Origin of the sequence: Micromonospora aurantiaca ATCC 27029, from assembly GCF_000145235.1 — a bacterium.
GTDB lineage: Bacteria > Actinomycetota > Actinomycetes > Mycobacteriales > Micromonosporaceae > Micromonospora > Micromonospora aurantiaca.
Genome location: NC_014391.1, coordinates 3468911 through 3484326 on the forward strand (window position 1 = coordinate 3468911; position 15416 = coordinate 3484326).

Annotated in this window: 15 protein-coding genes; 10 read left to right on the forward strand and 5 right to left on the reverse strand. The window is 75.2% G+C overall.

Annotated features, from left to right (window positions below; genetic code table 11):
- Positions 1-23 precede the first annotated feature (23 nt).
- The gene (locus MICAU_RS15255; RefSeq protein ID WP_013286223.1) at positions 24-1991 is read right to left on the reverse strand and encodes an AfsR/SARP family transcriptional regulator; all 1968 of its coding nucleotides are present in this window, start codon (positions 1989-1991) and stop codon (positions 24-26) included.
- A 98-nt stretch (positions 1992-2089) separates the two neighbouring features.
- Here MICAU_RS15255 and MICAU_RS15260 point away from each other — a divergent pair, with 98 nt between their 5' ends.
- Complete coding sequence (locus tag MICAU_RS15260; RefSeq protein ID WP_013286224.1) at positions 2090-2968, forward strand: alpha/beta fold hydrolase; 879 nt, start codon at positions 2090-2092, stop codon at positions 2966-2968.
- A 50-nt stretch (positions 2969-3018) separates the two neighbouring features.
- Here the strand turns inward: MICAU_RS15260 and MICAU_RS15265 are convergent, their stop codons facing one another.
- Both MICAU_RS15265 and MICAU_RS15270 read right to left on the reverse strand, forming a co-directional pair.
- Positions 3019-3990 (reverse strand): ABC-2 membrane transporter-related protein, encoded by a 972-nt coding sequence (locus MICAU_RS15265; protein WP_013286225.1) that lies wholly within the window; start codon positions 3988-3990, stop codon positions 3019-3021.
- Positions 3987-4820, reverse strand: coding sequence for an ABC transporter ATP-binding protein (locus MICAU_RS15270; RefSeq protein WP_013286226.1), 834 nt, complete (start codon positions 4818-4820; stop codon positions 3987-3989). The genes MICAU_RS15265 and MICAU_RS15270 overlap by 4 nt, the downstream gene beginning before the upstream one ends.
- A gap of 118 nt (positions 4821-4938) precedes the next feature.
- Here MICAU_RS15270 and MICAU_RS15275 point away from each other — a divergent pair, with 118 nt between their 5' ends.
- From MICAU_RS15275 to MICAU_RS15290, 4 genes are all read left to right on the forward strand, one after another.
- Positions 4939-6066 (forward strand): sensor histidine kinase, encoded by a 1128-nt coding sequence (locus MICAU_RS15275; RefSeq protein WP_013286227.1) that lies wholly within the window; start codon positions 4939-4941, stop codon positions 6064-6066.
- Complete coding sequence (locus MICAU_RS15280) at positions 6066-6713, forward strand: response regulator (RefSeq protein ID WP_013286228.1); 648 nt, start codon at positions 6066-6068, stop codon at positions 6711-6713. Before MICAU_RS15275 ends, MICAU_RS15280 begins: the two co-directional genes overlap by 1 nt.
- Positions 6714-6779: 66 nt before the next feature.
- On the forward strand, positions 6780-7748 hold the full coding sequence (locus tag MICAU_RS15285; protein WP_013286229.1) for a daunorubicin resistance protein DrrA family ABC transporter ATP-binding protein: 969 nt from the start codon (positions 6780-6782) through the stop codon (positions 7746-7748).
- Positions 7745-8554: an ABC transporter permease gene (locus MICAU_RS15290; protein ID WP_013286230.1), complete on the forward strand. Its 810-nt coding sequence runs from the start codon at positions 7745-7747 to the stop codon at positions 8552-8554. Before MICAU_RS15285 ends, MICAU_RS15290 begins: the two co-directional genes overlap by 4 nt.
- Positions 8555-8595: 41 nt before the next feature.
- On the opposite strand, the gene helR is transcribed toward MICAU_RS15290, so the two are convergent.
- Positions 8596-10767 carry an RNA polymerase recycling motor ATPase HelR gene (gene helR, locus MICAU_RS15295; RefSeq protein ID WP_013286231.1) on the reverse strand — a complete coding sequence of 724 codons (2172 nt, stop codon included), beginning with the start codon at positions 10765-10767 and terminating at the stop codon, positions 8596-8598.
- Positions 10768-10991: 224 nt separating this feature from the next.
- Between helR and MICAU_RS15300 the strand changes: the two genes are divergently transcribed.
- The 3 genes from MICAU_RS15300 to MICAU_RS15310 all read left to right on the forward strand — a co-directional run bounded on the left by MICAU_RS15300 (position 10992) and on the right by MICAU_RS15310 (position 12582).
- Positions 10992-11783 (forward strand): TetR/AcrR family transcriptional regulator, encoded by a 792-nt coding sequence (locus MICAU_RS15300; protein ID WP_013286232.1) that lies wholly within the window; start codon positions 10992-10994, stop codon positions 11781-11783.
- A 68-nt stretch (positions 11784-11851) separates the two neighbouring features.
- Entirely contained in the window at positions 11852-12385 is a 534-nt protein-coding gene (locus tag MICAU_RS15305) for a flavin reductase family protein (protein ID WP_013286233.1), read from the forward strand.
- A gap of 23 nt (positions 12386-12408) precedes the next feature.
- Complete coding sequence (locus tag MICAU_RS15310; protein WP_218917884.1) at positions 12409-12582, forward strand: NIPSNAP family protein; 174 nt, start codon at positions 12409-12411, stop codon at positions 12580-12582.
- 17 nt (positions 12583-12599) lie between these two features.
- Here the strand turns inward: MICAU_RS15310 and MICAU_RS15315 are convergent, their stop codons facing one another.
- Entirely contained in the window at positions 12600-13604 is a 1005-nt protein-coding gene (locus tag MICAU_RS15315) for a helix-turn-helix transcriptional regulator (RefSeq protein WP_013286234.1), read from the reverse strand.
- Between the two features lie 85 nt (positions 13605-13689).
- Between MICAU_RS15315 and MICAU_RS15320 the strand changes: the two genes are divergently transcribed.
- Entirely contained in the window at positions 13690-14268 is a 579-nt protein-coding gene (locus tag MICAU_RS15320; RefSeq protein ID WP_013286235.1) for a DinB family protein, read from the forward strand.
- A gap of 20 nt (positions 14269-14288) precedes the next feature.
- Entirely contained in the window at positions 14289-15380 is a 1092-nt protein-coding gene (locus MICAU_RS15325; RefSeq protein ID WP_013286236.1) for a winged helix DNA-binding domain-containing protein, read from the forward strand.
- Positions 15381-15416: the final 36 nt, after the last annotated feature.

The window sequence follows — 15416 nt, forward strand, 5'->3', positions numbered from 1 at the left end:
AGCGCGTTCCATCCGAGCCGCCGTCATGAACGGTCCTGACCGCCGGTCATCCCGAGTGCGGCGTCGAGCCGGTCCAGGTGCACGGCGACCGGCCCGACGGTGAGCAGGCCACTACCCGCCCCGGCCAGTTCGTCCACGGCCGGGGCGAGCGCGGACCGTGCCCGGAGCATCGCGTCCCGGTCGCCCAGCGCTACGGCGGCCCGCGCGGTCAGGCACCACAGCGCCTCCATGAGCAGGTCACGCGGTGGCGCCGGGGTGCGCCGCAATGCCTTGGCGGCCTCCTCGCGCCGGCCGTCGGCGAGCAGGAGCAGCGGGCGGGCCCAGGGCGCGTACGGGCCCCAGTCCGTGTCCGCCGGGAAGACGGCCGGCAGGTCGTGCCACACCCGCAGGCAGAGCAGCGCCAGCGGCGCCAGCCCGCGTTCCACGCCGGGCATGCCGCAGCCGGCCAGTCCGGTCGCCCACGACCGGTACGCCGCCTCCGCGTCCGGGTACGCGGCTCCGGTGGCGGCGGTCCGCATGGCCCGGTAGCCGCCGGTGAACACGCCGACGAGCGGACTCTCGTGCCGGGCGGCGAGCCGGTCCGCCGCCTCGGCGTGCGCGTCGGCGGTGGTGAAGTCGGCGAGCGCGCTCCGCGCCTGCACCCGGATCAGATGTCCGAGGATCTCCACTGTCGCCAGGCCGTGCCGCGCCGCGAGCGCGACCAGTTCGGTGCCGATCCCGTCCCGCTCGGCGGCCAGCCCCGCGCGGTGGAACGTCTGCATGTACACGCCGTTGAGGGCCTGGGCCAGCAGCGCCGGGTCGGCCACCCGCCGGGCGATCGCCTCCGCCTCCCGCGCGGCCTCGGCGGGGCGCGGCGACGCCGTACCGCGGGACTCGATGGCGACGGTGGCCAGCAGCCGGGCGCGGGTCGCCTCCGGCGCGTCCGGGCCCAGCCCGGCGAGGGCCCGCTCCGCCGCCGCGACGACCCGGGCCGCCTGCGCCGGGTCGTCCGAGCGGGTCCAGATCGCGGGTACGTCGTACCCGCCGATGACCCGCGCGGTGAACTCCGGGTCGCCCAGCTGCTCGGCCGCGGTGATGGCCGCCTCGCGCTGGTCCCGGGCGGCCTCCAGTCCGCCCGGCCCGGTCACCGCGAGGCTGCGCAGCAGCCCGACAGTGGACTCCAGCCGGGCCCGCGCGCCGGGCACCACACTGCGCTCGTACGCCGCCGCGGTCTCCGCCCAGACCCGCGCCGGGCCGGTCGGTTCGGGTTCGGCCTGGCGCAGCAGGTCGGTCTCCAGCCGCCGCAGCCGCGGTCCGGGGTCGAGTCCGAGCTGGTCGCGCAGCAGTTCCCGGGCGCGGCGCAGCACGGCGAGCGCGTCGGCCTGCCGCCCGGCCCGGTAGAGCGCCGACGCCAGCAGCGCCCACCCGTCCTCCCGCCACGGGTACGCGGCGACGTGGGCGTCGAGATCGGGTACGGCGTCGGCGGCCCGGTCCAGCGCCAGCAGCGCCTCGGCCCGCCGCTCGACGGCTGTCAGCCGGATCTGGTCCAGCCGGGACCGCTCGGCGTGCGCCCACGGCTGGTCGAAGTCGGCGTACGCGGGTCCGCGCCACCAGCCCAGCGCCTCGTCGAGCCGGTCCAGCGCGGCCCGGGGCAGCGCGTCGGCCGCTGCGGTGACCGTGTCCTCGAACCGCCAGGCGTCGACGGTGTCCGGGTCGGCGCGCAGCGCGTACCCCGGTCCGTCGGTGACCAGCAGCCGGGCCGGCTCGCGTGGCGGACGGTGCGGTTCCAGGCGGCGGCGCAGCGCCGCGACGAACGTGCGGACCGCGCCCACCCCGCCGGGCGGCGGGTCGTCCCACAGGTCGTCGACGATCTGCCCGACCGGCACGGTCCGGCCCCGGGCGGCGACCAGCCGCGCCAGCACGGCCCGGTGCCGGGGCCCCTTCAGGTCGACCGGCGCACCCGCGTCGTCCCAGGCCGTGACCGGACCCAGCACACCGAAACCGACAGGCACCGACCCCTCCTCGACCCGGGTCACCGTATCGCGCTCATCGGTTGCTCATCCGGCGCCGCCACGCTGGACCGGTACGACGAGACGAAAGAGGGATCGAGATGAGCACCACCATCGCGGGATTCGACTACCAGCGCGTTCCGGTCGCCGGGGACGTGGCGCTGAACGTGGCGGTGGGTGGCTCCGGCAGCCCGGTCGTGCTGCTGCACGGCTTCCCGCAGACGCACCTGATGTGGCGGCACGTCGCCGCCGACCTCGCAGCCGAGCACACGGTGATCTGCCCGGACCTGCGCGGCTACGGCGCCAGCGACAAGCCGGCCGCCGCCACCGAGGACACGTACGCCAAGCGGACCATGGCCGCCGACGTGGTGGCGCTGGCCCGCGCGCTCGGACACGAGCGGTTCGCGCTCGCCGGGCACGACCGGGGCGCCCTGGTGGCGGTCCGGGCCGGCCTGGACCACCCGGACGCGGTCACCCACCTGGCGTCGCTTGATGTGCTGCCCACCCTCGACATGTGGGACGTGCTGCACGGCGCCTCCGCCTCGGTGGCGTTCCACCTCTACCTGATGGCCCAGCCGCCCGGCCTGCCCGAGACGATGATCGCGGCGAGCGCCGACGCGTTCTTCGGGCACTTCCTGGACGCCTGGGCCGGTGACCCGGCGGCCATGCCGGCGGAGGTGCGCGCCGAGTACCTGCGTGCCTCCCGGGAGGCGGTCGACTCGATCGTCGCCGACTACCGGGCGTCGGCCGGGATCGACGTGGCGCACGACCGGGCGGACCGGGACGCCGGGCGGCAGCTGACCATGCCGGTCACCGTCATCCAGCAGGACTGGGGCGCCGCGCTGGGCTACGACGCGGCGGCGGTGTGGCGGGCCTGGGCACCGGACCTGGAGCACCGCACCACCACGGCCGGGCACTTCATGGCCGAGGAGGCACCCGGCGAGATCGCCGGGGCGCTGCGCGCGCTGCTCAAGCGGTAGGTACGGCGGTCCGGGCGCGCGCGGCGCCCGGACCGTCCGCCCCCGTCCGCTCAGCCGGCCCGTCTCCGGACGTGCCACAGGCCGAGCGCCGCCAGCAGACCGGCCGCGCCGAGGTGGAGCGCCAGCTCGATCCACTGGAACGCCCAGAACCGGCGGTTCGGCTGGTAGGCCAGGTCCACGTGCAGGTCGAGCGCGCCGAGACAGACCGCCGTGTCGCCGAACGTGCCGGTGGCGCCGGTACGCGGCGGATCGCGGAAACAGGTGCCGAACGCCTCGTCGGAGAGCTGACGCCCGTCGGCGGTCCGCAGCGGGCTGATGTCGGTGACCCAGGCGCCCGGCACGTCCAGCCCGCCGACCACAGGGGAGCCGGTGATGCTGCCCAGGTTGCGGGCCCGGTTGACGGTGTCGGCGGTCATCGGCACGGTGATGCGCTCCGGCGGCAGGTAGTGCGGGCGCAGCAGGTTCGGCACCGCGAGCTGCACCACGACCACGGCCAGGAACACCACTGCCATCGCCGGCAGGGTGCGGCGCAGCAGCAGCCCGGCGACCACGCCGAGGACGAGGCCGAACACCGCGTACCCGACCGGTGCGACGCCGCGCGCGCCGAACAGCACGGTGCTGAACCGGTCGCCGGCGACCCGGTCGACGGGCGAGGCCGCCCAGGTCAGCAGCGCACCGAGCACACCGGCGACGAGCGCGGCGGCGGCCGAGAGCACGGCGAGCTTGACCGCCAGCCAGCGGCGGCGGGGCACGCTCTGGTTCCACACCAGCCGGTGCGTGCCCTGCTCCAGTTCCCGGGCGACGAGCGGCGCGCCCCAGAAGGCCCCGATCAGCGCGGGCACCAGCGCGAAGCCGCCGGCGAGGAACAGCATCGTCTGCGCGTACCGGTCGGGCAGCCGGGCCGGATCCGGTACGGCGCGGATGTCCGCGCCGAGGCGCAGCAGGTAGGCGCCGGCCAGCACCAGCAGGGCGGCGCCGACGAGCGCCGGGAGGCGGAACTGCCGCACCGTCATCCGGATCATCGGGTCACCGCCGGGCGAGTGGCGGCCCGGGACAGGTACGCCAGGACCAGTTCCTCCAGAGTGACCGGCGCGCCGTCGCGTACCGCCGGGCCCCGGACCACGACGCGGCCGGGCTCGGCCCAGACCACCTCGGCCCCGGCGGGCGCCGCGGCTGTCCGGTGGTGCGTGGCGAGCAGGTCCGGGACCGGACCGGCCACCTGCACCCGGGCGGCGCAGAGCACGACCAGGTGGTCGCAGACCTGCGCCACATCGCCGAGCAGGTGTGAGGAGAGCACCGCGCCCGCGCCGAGTTCCCGCACGAAACCGGCCAGCCCGTGCATGAACTCGCGGCGCGCAAGCGGGTCCAGCGCGGCGGCCGGCTCGTCGAGGATCAGCAGCTCGGGGCGTTTCGCGGCGGCCAGCGCGAGGGCCAGTTGCGCGCGCTGGCCGCCGGAGAGCCGGCCCGCCTTCTGCGCCGGGTCCAGGCCGACCTCGTCGACGCGCCGCCGGGCCAGCGTCGAGTCCCAGGACGGGTTCAGCCATGCGCCCATCCGCAGGTGCTCGGCGACGGTGAGGGAGGCGTAGACCGGCGTGTCCTGGGCGACGAAACCGACCCGGGCCAGGTGCGCGGCGTCGGCGGCCGGTGGCGAGCCGAGCACCGTCAACGTGCCCGAGGTCGGCGCGATCAGCCCGCAGGCCAGTTGCAGCAGCGTGGACTTTCCGGCGCCGTTGGGGCCGACCAGGCCGACCACGTGCCCGCGCGGAACGCTCAGGTCGCAGTCGGCAAGCGCGGTCCGGCGGCCGTACCGTTTGGTCAGCCGCTCGGCGTGCAGGGCGAGTGGTGGATGCATGCGGCTCATCCTGGGCATGTCCGGACCGGCGGGCATCGGTCCGGAGCAGGGTCCGGCGCGCGGCGGACCCTACTTTCGGCCGGTTCGGCCCGGCCCGCGATCTCCTAGCGTGCTGGGCATGGCTACCGAACGGCTCACCCGGGTTGCGGCGACGGCGGGGCTCGCCGTGGTGCTGCTCGCCGCGATCGGCGTCCAGGCGGTGGCGGTCGCCGCGAGCTGGGGTCTGCGGTACTGGCTCCCCGGCGGCGCGGCCGCCGTCGTGGTCGGCGTGCTGGCTCTGGTACGCCATCGGCAGCGCGTCGTCACGGCCACTGCCGGACTCGCCGTCGCCGGGTCGACAGTCGCCGCGGCCCGGCTGTTCGACCTGCCCACCGAGCCGGGGCCGGCGCTGGCGCTGGCGTCGGCCGTCCTGGTCGGATCGGCGGTGCGCGCGCTGCCGCCGCTGCCCGCCGGCCTGATCGCCGCAGGTGGTCTCGTGGTGGCGGCCGGGGCGTGGGCGGCGGCCCGGCCGGGGGCGGGCGGGTCCGGGGTGGTGTCGCTCAACGGGCTGTGCTGGCTCGGCGGGGTCGTCGCGGGGCTCACGCTGCGGCTGCTCGACGAGCGGGCCCGGGCCGCGGCCGAGCGGGTACGCCGCGACGAGCGGCTGGAGCTGGCCCGGGAGCTGCACGACGTGGTGGCGCACCACGTCACCGGCATGGTGGTGCAGGCGCAGGCCGCCCACCTGGTCGGGCGGCGGGATCCGGCGCGCGCCACGGAGTCGCTGGCCGGCATCGAGGCGGCCGGCGGCGAGGCGCTGCGGGCCATGCGCCGCCTGGTCGGGGTGCTGCGCGACACCGCCGACGCGCCGCCGGCCTCGGCCGGTACCGAGCAGATCGAGGAACTGGTCGAGCGGTTCCGCCGGCAGGGCCCGCCGGTGCGGCTGCGGCTGCCGGGGGAGACGGCCTGGCCGCCGGAGGTCACCAGCACCGTGCACCGGATCGTCCGGGAGGCGCTGACGAACGTGGCCCGCCACGCCCCGCACGCCGGCCAGGTCACCGTGGACGTGTCGCAGGAGCCGGACGCGGTGGTGGTCGAGGTGACCGACGACGCGTCCGGCGTTTCCGCCGTTTCCGCCGAGCAGCGGGGCGGATACGGCCTGATCGGCCTGCGCGAGCGGGTCGAGGCCCTCGGCGGCACGCTGCGCGCCGGTCCCCGCCCCGGCGCCGGGTGGTCGGTGCGGGCGGTAGTGCCGCACGGGAGGGCGTGATGACGATCCGGGTGCTGCTCGCCGACGACCAGGCGATGGTCCGCGGCGGGCTGCGGCTGATCCTGGAGGACCAGCCCGACATCACAGTGGTCGCCGAGGCGGCCGACGGCGTCGACGCGGTGGCCCAGGCCCGCCGGCTGCGCCCGGACGTCTGCCTGGTGGACATCCGGATGCCGCGGCTCGACGGGCTCCAGGTGACGCGGGCGCTCGCCGGGCCCGAGGTGGCCGACCCGCTGCGGGTCGTCGTGGTCACCACGTTCGACCTGGACGAGTACGTCTACGGCGCGCTGCGCGGGGGAGCGGCCGGGTTCCTGCTCAAGGACGCCGGACCGGCGCTGCTGGTGGAGGCGGTCCGGGCGGCGTACCAGGGTGACGCGCTCGTGTCCCCGTCGGTGACGGTCCGGCTGCTGCGGCACCTGACCCCGCCCGCGCCGCCCCGCGACGAGCGCCGTCCGGCGCTGTCCGAGCGGGAGATCGAGGTGGTACGGGAGATCGCCCGGGGCCGGACGAACCTGGAGATCGGCGCGGAGCTGTTCATCTCGCTGAGCACCGTGAAGAGCCACGTGTCGGCGGTGCAGACGAAGCTCGGCCTGCGGAACCGTACCGAGATCGCGGTCTGGGCCTGGGAGCACCGCGTGGTCGACTGAAACGTTGGCGGACGCGCTACCGTACGTTGTACGTTAGCGGCCGTCGTCAACGGAGGGGGCACAGTCGTGGAACACGCGATCCTGGCGGAGGGCCTGCGCAAGCGATACGGGGACACCGTCGCGCTCGACGGATTCGACCTGCGGGTGCGACCGGGCACCGTGTGCGGGCTGCTCGGCCCGAACGGGGCGGGCAAGACCACAGCCGTCCGCATCCTGGCCACGCTGCTGCGCTTCGACGCCGGGCGGGCCGAGGTCGCCGGCTTCGACGTGGCGGGACAGGCCGACCGGGTGCGCCACCGCATCGGTCTGGTCGGGCAGCACCCCGCTGTGGACGAGGCACTGAGCGGGCGGGAGAACCTGGTGATCTTCGGCCGCCTGTTCCACCTGGACCGGGCCGGGGCGAGGCGGCGCGCCACCGAACTGCTCGACCGGTTCGGGCTCGCCGACGCCGGCGGGCGGCCGGTACGCACGTACTCCGGTGGCATGCGCCGCCGCCTCGACCTGGCCGCCGGGATGATCCTCGCGCCGTCGGTGCTGTTCCTCGACGAGCCGACCACGGCGCTGGACCCGCGCGGGCGCAACGAGGTGTGGGAGGCGGTACGCGACCTGGTACGCGGCGGCACCACGGTGCTGCTGACCACGCAGTACCTGGACGAGGCCGACCAGCTCGCCGACCGCGTCTGCGTGCTCGACGCCGGCCGGGTGATCGCCGAGGGCACACCTGACGCGCTCAAGTCCCGGCTCGGCGGCGACCGGATCGAACTGGTCGTCCGCGACGCCGCCGACCTGGCCACAGCCGCCGGGCGGTTGCGCGCCGTCGCCCTTGCCGAACCGGCAGCCGATCCGGACCGCCGGGCGGTCAGCGCCCAGGTCGGCGACCGGGCCGGCGCGCTGACCGAGGTGCTGCGCGCGCTGGACGCCGACGGCGTGGACGTGGCCGACGTGGCGTTGCGGCGGCCCACACTGGACGAGGTGTTCCTCCAGCTCACCGGCGTGCCGTCCGCCGCTCGGACCGGTGTGGAGGTGACCGGGTGACCGCGACCGTGACCCCGGCCCGGCGCGCGTCGCTGGCCGGTGACGGCCTGACGCTGACCGGGCGTGCGCTGGCGCACTGGCGGCGCGAGCCCGGCCCGCTGGTCGGCTCGCTGGGCTTCGACATCCTGATGGTGCTGATGTTCGCGTACCTGTTCGGCGGCGCGCTCCAGGTGCCCGGCGGCGGCAGCTACCGCGAGTTCCTGATGCCCGGCATGTTCGCCATGACGATGGTCTTCGGCATCAGCATGACCACCATGGCGGTCTCGGCGGACCTGGAGCGCGGCGTCACCGACCGGCTGCGGTCCATGCCGGTGTCCCGGCTGGCCCCGCTGCTCGGCCGCGCCGTGGCCGACCTGATGTTCGCGGTGGTGACGCTCGCCGTCATGCTGCTCGTCGGCCTGGCCGTCGGGTGGCGGGCGAGCGGCGACCTCGGTGACACGCTCGCCGCGTTCGGGCTGATCCTGCTGCTGCGGTTCGCGCTGGTCTGGGTGGGCGTCTTCCTCGGCCTGACCGTGAAGGGGCAGAGTGCGGTCACGGCCGTGCAGACGCTGGAGTTCCCGCTGGGCTTCCTGTCCAGCGCGTTCGTGGCGCCGTCCACGATGCCCGCGTGGCTGGGCGCGGTCGCCGAGTGGAACCCGCTGTCCGCGACCGTCGGGGCCACCCGGGAGCTGTTCGGCAACCCCGGGTGGGGCGGCGACTCGTGGGTGGCAGCGCACCACCCGCTGCTGGCGGTGCTCTGGCCGCTGGCGCTGGTCGCGGTGTTCCTGCCGCTGTCGCTGCGCCGCTACCGGGCGCTGAGCCGCTGAACCGGACCCGGGGGCGGCCGTGCACCGCCCCCGGGACGCGGTCACGGCCCGGTGAGGACGACCAGCTCGCCGGTCGCCCGGGTCATCGCGACGTACCGGTCCACCGCGCCGGAGATCCCGTCGCCGAACGACTCCGGGTCGACCAGCACCACCAGGTCGAACTCCAGTCCCTTCGCCAGCTCCGGGGTCAGCGACCGGACCCGCTCCGAGGCCGGGAACGCCGGATCGCCGATGACGCACGCGACGCCCTCGGGATGGTCGGCGAGCCAGCCGTCCACCACCGCGCCCAGCTCCGCGCGGGCGCCGTGACGCACCGGGGCGCCGTCGCGGATGGACGTTGGCACGTTGGCGTCGGGCAGCACGGTCCGGATCACCGGTTCGGCCGCCGCCATCACCTGCGCCGGAGTGCGGTAGTTGACGGTGAGCGTGGCCACCTCGACCCGGTCGAAGCCGGCCCGCGTCAGCCGCTGCGGCCACGACTCGGTGAACCCGTGCCGCGCCTGCGCCCGGTCACCGACCACTGTGAAGCTGCGCGACGGGCAGCGCGCCAGCAGCATCTGCCACTGCGCGTCGGTCAGCTCCTGCGCCTCGTCCACCACGACGTGCGCGAACGGCCCGGCCAGCAGGTCCGGATCGGCCACGCTCAGCGCGCTGGAATCGACCAGGCTGGGTCGCATGTCCTCGCCGTACAGCATGGTCATCAGACCCTCGCCGTCGTCGTAGGCGTGCGACGCGATCAGCGCGTCGACCACCGTGTCCATCTCGGCGCGCTGCGCGGCCAGCACCGCCTCGTCGCGGCGCCGCCGCAGCGACGCCTCCGGGTCGCCGACGCGGCGCCGGGCCGCGTCCAGCCACGGCAGGTCGGCGACAGTCCAGGCCCGGGGGTCGGGCCGCCGCAGCGTACGGATCTCCTCGACGCTCAGCCAGGGCGCGCACCGGCGCAGGTAGGCCGGCACCGACCACAGGTCGGCCACCACGTCGAGCGGGTCCAGCAGCGGCCACGCCCGGCCGAACGCGGTGACCAGCTCCCGGTCGCGCGCCAGCGCCCGGCGCACCGCCTCCTCCGGCTCGTCGCCGCGGTACTTCTCCACCAGGATCGTGAGCAGTTCCTCCCACACGTCGTCGCGGGCCTCGTTGTGCGGGACGCCCGGTCCGGCCGCCTCGAACGCCGTCGTCCAGTCGTCGGCGGTCAGCCGCAGCTCGCCGTCCCCGACGCCGACTGTCATCCCGGTCGCGGGCGGCTCCTCGTAGAACCGGACCGCGGCGTCGACCGCCCGCACCGGGTCCGCGGACGCCTTCAGCCGGGCCACCTCCGGGTCGGTCTCCGCCGCCGCCGCTGCGCCCTCGGGCACCAGGTCGGCGAGCGTGCAGATCTGCACGTCCTCCTCACCCAGGCTGGGCAGCACGTCCGACACGTAGTTCAGGTACGGCTGGTGCGGCCCCACCACCAGCACCCCGCCCCGGCGCTCGCCCAGCCGCGGGTCGGCGTGCAGCAGGTACGCGGTCCGGTGCAGCGCCACCACCGTCTTGCCGGTGCCGGGGCCGCCGTCGACCACCAGCGCGCCCCGCGACCCGGCCCGGATGATCGCGTCCTGGTCGGCCTGGATGGTGCCGAGCACGTCGCGCATCCGCGCCGACCGGGTCGCGCCCAGGCTGGCGATGAACGCCGACTGGTCGTCGAGCGCGGCGTGCCCCGCCAGGCCCTCGGCGGTGAACACCTCGTCCCAGTAGTCGGTGATCCGCCCTCGGCTCCACCGGTACCGGCGGCGGCTGACCAGGCCCATCGGGTCGGCGTGGGTGGCGCCGAAGAACGGCTCGGCGGCGGGGGAGCGCCAGTCCAGCAGCAGTCGGCCGCCCACGCCGTCGGTCAGGCCGAGCCGGCCCACGTACACCGGTTCGCCGCCGTCCGCGCCGACCATCCGGCCCAGGCACAGGTCCAGGCCGTAACGGCGCAGCGTACGCAGGCGCGCGCTCAGCCGCCGGACCTCCTGGTCCCGGTCGACCGCCTGCCGGCCCCGGCCGCCCGCGGTCCGGCGCGTCGCGTCGAGCCGGTCGGTCAACTCGGCGATCGAACGGTGCAGGCTGTCCGCGATGGCGGCGAAGTGCCGCTCGTCGGCGGCGATCAGGTCCGGGCCGACCTTCGCCGACAGACGCTCGGGAAGATCGAAAACGCTCGTGGCAGGCAGATTCAACTCGTCTCCGATCACGGGCACGGCCGAGCCTCCGCTCTTCGCGGCTTTTCGAATGCCTCGGCAATGGGTTACGGCCGGCAATTGTGCGCCCTCACCCCGGTCTTGCGGCAAGACCGGGGGTGCGCTATATGTTGGTAGTGGCGGGGGAACCCGCCATTCTTTTTGCGCGAACAATTCTCGGGCTCCCCTTTTCCGGCGTCCCGCCGACCGCCGGTGACCGGCGTGGCCGGTAGGATGACGGCACCATGTCGAAGGAGCGCCGGCGCAAGGCCGATCCCGCCCGCAGCCTGGCCCTTCTCTGGCGCACCCAGGAGCCGGCCAGCCGCGGCGCCGGTCCCGCCCTGAGCGTCGACCGGATCGTGCGCACCGCGATCGAGATCGCCGACGCCGACGGCATCGACGCACTCACCATGCGCCGGGTCAGCGAGGCGCTCGGCGTGGGCACCATGTCCGTCTACACGTACGTGCCGGGTAAGGCGGAACTGCTCGACGTCATGGTGGACGCCGTCCTCGGTGACCTGCCGCGCCCGTCCGACGTGCCGGGTGGCTGGCGGGGGCGGCTGGAACGCGTCGCGCGGGACAACCTCGCCCTCTACCGGGCCCACCCGTGGCTGCTGCGCGCCGAGACCACCCGGCCGGTGCTCGGCCCGAACGTGCTCGCCAAGTACGACTACGAACTGCACGCCGTCGCGGACATCGGGCTGGACGACGTGGAGATGGACGCGGTGCTCACGCTCGTGCTGGGGCACGCCAAGAATGCGGCCCGGGTCGCGCTGGACGTGGCTGAGCTGGAACGTGAGACTGGGATGACCGACGACCAGTGGTGGCAGACGCACGGGCCCTGGCTGGAGAAGTTCATGACCGCCGGCAGTTTCCCGCTCGCCGCACGGGTCGGCACCGCGGCCGGCATGGCGCACGGCGCGGCGTACGGGCCGGACCACGCCTTCGAGTTCGGTCTTCAGCGTGTGCTCGACGGCATCTCGGTGGTGGTGGCCGACCGTGCCGCTGGTGGGCCGGAGCCCGGGAAGACCTTGTAATCCTACTGGATGGGTAGGAAACTCTCCCTGGGGTCGACGATCCCCGTCGTACACCTTGGAGGAACACCGTGACCGAGCCTGCCGACACCCCGGTCGACGCCGACGCCGACGCGCTGCGGACGCTGCTGCGGCACCAGGCCAGCACCGTCACAGTGGTCACCGCCGCCGGTCCGCCCGCGGCCGGGTTCACCGCCACCTCGTTCACCGCGGTGTCGCTGCGGCCGCCGATCGTCTCGTTCTGCCTGGACCGGGGCTCGTCGAGCTGGCCGGTGGTGTCCCGGGCCCGGCACGTCGGCGTGCACCTGCTCGGGCACGGCCAGCACGAGATGGCCCGGACGTTCGCCACCAGCGGGATCGACCGGTTCGCCGAGCCGACCCGCTGGCGGCCCGGCCCGGAAGGGGTGCCGGTCCTCGACGACACGCTGGCCTGGCTGCTCTGCCGGGTGGTGGACCGGGTTGTCGTCGGGGACCACGCCGTCGTGCTGGCCGAACCGGAGCTGCTGCGGCACGCCGACGTCGGCTCGCCGTTGCTCTACCACAGGGGGCGGTACGCCGGCCTGGCCGACACGACCGACCCCGGTGGCCGCCGCTCCGCCGCCTGACCGGCCGCCGCTATCGTGGCCGCGTGATCACCTGCGTCGTGCACTACACGATCGACAGCCTGGCGGCGTACGAGCAGTACCGGGCCCGGTTCGGTGTGGACCCCGAGTTCGTCGCCGCCGACCGGATCCGCGAGGAGTCGGGCTGCGTCCTGCGGTACGAGCGCACGTTCATGCGCCCGCTCCTGCCCACCGACTGACGCCCCGGCCGGCCCGGCTACCGAGGCGGGCGCGGGCCCTCTGCCGCTGCGGCGTAGCGGCGGGCCAGACGGGCGAACGCCTCGCGCAGCTCCGGCGGCCCGACCACCTCGATGTCGGCGTCGTAGCGGCCGAGCACGGCGGCCAGCCCGGGCCACGACCAGGCGCCCAGCACCAGCCGGCAACGGTCCGGGCCCAGCGCCTCGACGATCCCGTCGCGGGTCCACCCGGACACCACGCGGGCGGGCAGGTCGAGGATCACCTCGCCCCGGCAGGGCCAGTCACCCGGCCCGGTGGCGCCCTTGAACCGGCCGGCGACGTACGCGGCCACGTCCCCGCCGGGCAGCTCGCGGGGCGTGAACCGGGGGCCGGTGGGCGTACGCGGGCTGATCCGGTCGACCCGGAACGTGCGCCAGTCGTCGCGGTCGAGATCCCAGGCGACGAGGTACCAGCGCCCACCCCAGGTGACCAGGTGATGCGGCTGCACCCGGCGCGGCGGCCGGCCCGCGACCGGCGGCGTCGTGGACACCGACTCGTAGTCGAAGCGCAGTTCCTCGCGGGCGTGCACGGCGGCGCTCAACGTCATCAGCAGCGCCGGTTCCACCCGGTGCCGGGAGGGCGTATCGGCGCGTTGCACGTCGACGACCCGCAGCGCGTCCACCCGGTGCCGCAGCCGCGCCGGCATCACCTGCCGCACAGTGGTCAGCGCCCGCGCCGCCGCCTCCTCGATGCCGGTCACGCCGCCGGCGGCGGTCTGCAACGCCACTGTGAGCGCGACCGCCTGCTCGTCGTCGAAGAGCAGCGGCGGGAGCGCCGAGCCGGCGCCCAGCCGGTAGCCGCCGTCCGGCCCCTTGGCGCTCTCGATCGGATAGCCCAGCTCGCGCAGCCGGTCGACGTCGCGACGCACGGTTCGCGGGCTGACCCGCAGCCGTTCGGCGAGCAGCGACCCGGGCCAGTCGCGTCGCGCCTGCAACAGGGACAGCAGGGAGAGCAGTCGGGCGGAAGTCTTCGGCACGCCACGCATTCTGCCGCGAGAAGAGGACACTTCCTGACCGCTATGCCTGCGAGGGTGGACCCGTACCCGATCAGGACCGGAAGGAACGATGACGATGACCGGCACCACCACGACCCCCACCACCCTCGACGCCGAGCGGACCGACCTGCTGGCCGAGCTCGCCGAGGCCCGGAACATGCTGATCAACACGGTGCGCGGCCTCACCGACGAGCAGGCCGCGCAGAAGCCGACTGTCAGCGCGCTCTGCCTGGGCGGCCTGATCAAGCACGTCGCGTCCACCGAGGAGGCGTGGCTGCGGTTCGTGGTCGAGGGCCCTTCGGCGATGTCCTTCGCCATGCCCGAGGGCGTCACCTGGGAGGACTTCATGTCCGGGCAGGCCCGCGAGCTGCCGCAGTGGGCGATCGAGCGGGGACAGGACTTCCAGATGCTGCCCGAGGACACGCTGCCGGCCATCCTGGACCGGTACGCCCGCATCGCCGCCCGTACCGAGGAGATCGTGGCCGACGTCGAGGACCTGTCGGCGACCTGGCCGGTGCCGGACGCGCCGTGGAACGAGCCCGGTTCGGTCCGCAGCATCCGGCGGGTGCTGATCCACGTCATCGCCGAGACCACCCAGCACGCCGGGCACGCCGACATCCTGCGCGAGAGCATCGACGGGCAGACCACCACCTGAGCGGGCCGGAGACCGCAGCGATGACAGTGCTCGACCAGCTGATGCTCAACCGGGCCACGCTCGCCCGGCAACTGCTGCTGGAGCGCGCCGACCTGCCGGTGGCGGACGCCGTGACGCACCTGTGCGGGTTGCAGGCCCAGGAGCCGCAGGAGCCGTACGTCGGGCTCTGGTCGCGGCTGCGGGCCTTCGACCCGGCGGTCCTGTCGGACCTGCTGGTGCGCCGCCGCCTGGTGCGTACCCACCTCATGCGCCGCACCGTGCACCTGCTCGCCGCGGACGACGTGCTGGCCTGGCGGTCCCGGCACGACGCGATGCTGCGGCAACGGGTGCTGGGCGTCTACCGCGGCGAGTTCGACGGGGTCGACCTCGACGAACTCGCCGCGGCGGCCCGGAAGGTCCTCGCCGACGGCGAGCCGCGCACCACCGCCGAGATCGTGGGGGCGCTAGCCGCGCGCTGGCCGGAGACCGACCGGCGGGCGCTCGGCGAGATCGTGCTCGCGCTGGTGCCGGCCGTGCAGGCCCCGCCGCGCGGACTGTGGCGGGCCACCGCCGGCGTCCGTACCGTCGCTCTGGCCCGGTGGCTGGGCCGCGACGCCGACCCGCCCGGCCCGGACGGCGACGACCCGGCCGGGCGGGCGCTGGTGCGGCGCTACCTGGCCGCGTTCGGTCCGGCCGCGTCGGCGGACCTGCGCGCCTGGTGCGGCCTCGCCGGGCTGCCCGCGGCGGTGGCGGCGGTCCGCGACGAGCTGGTGGCCTTCCGGGACGCGCGCGGCCGCACGCTGCTGGACCTGCCCGGCGCGCCCCGGCCCGACCCGGACACCCCCGCGCCGGTACGGTTCCTGCCCGCCTTCGACAACGCTGTGCTCGGCTACCACGACCGCACCCGGATCATCGACGACGCCCACCGCAACCTCTCCGTCGCGGGTGCCCGGTTCGTGCTCGTCGACGGCCGGGTCGCCGCCACCTGGACGGTCGACGCGGGCGTCGTGGTGGTCACGCCGCTGCGCGCGTTCACCCGCGCCGAGCGCACGGCCGTCACCGCCGAGGGCGGCACCGTGGCGTCGTTCCTGTCCGAGGGCGACAACCAGGGGGTACGCGTCGTCGCCCGTTGAGCCGCCGGTAAGGTGCGCGAGCGCGCTGGCCGCCGG

Bases quoted from the DNA above. Each gene is read 5' to 3' on its own strand.
- MICAU_RS15300 (WP_013286232.1), top strand. From the start codon at position 10,992: ATGTCGAAGGAGCGCCGGCGCAAGGCCGATCCCGCCCGCAGCCTGGCC.
- MICAU_RS15265 (WP_013286225.1), bottom strand. From the start codon at position 3,990: ATGATCCGGATGACGGTGCGGCAGTTCCGCCTCCCGGCGCTCGTCGGC.
- MICAU_RS15320 (WP_013286235.1), top strand. From the start codon at position 13,690: ATGACCGGCACCACCACGACCCCCACCACCCTCGACGCCGAGCGGACC.
- MICAU_RS15260 (WP_013286224.1), top strand. From the start codon at position 2,090: ATGAGCACCACCATCGCGGGATTCGACTACCAGCGCGTTCCGGTCGCC.
- MICAU_RS15315 (WP_013286234.1), bottom strand. From the start codon at position 13,604: ATGCGTGGCGTGCCGAAGACTTCCGCCCGACTGCTCTCCCTGCTGTCC.
- MICAU_RS15280 (WP_013286228.1), top strand. From the start codon at position 6,066: ATGACGATCCGGGTGCTGCTCGCCGACGACCAGGCGATGGTCCGCGGC.
- MICAU_RS15270 (WP_013286226.1), bottom strand. From the start codon at position 4,820: ATGCATCCACCACTCGCCCTGCACGCCGAGCGGCTGACCAAACGGTAC.
- MICAU_RS15275 (WP_013286227.1), top strand. From the start codon at position 4,939: ATGGCTACCGAACGGCTCACCCGGGTTGCGGCGACGGCGGGGCTCGCC.
- MICAU_RS15325 (WP_013286236.1), top strand. From the start codon at position 14,289: ATGACAGTGCTCGACCAGCTGATGCTCAACCGGGCCACGCTCGCCCGG.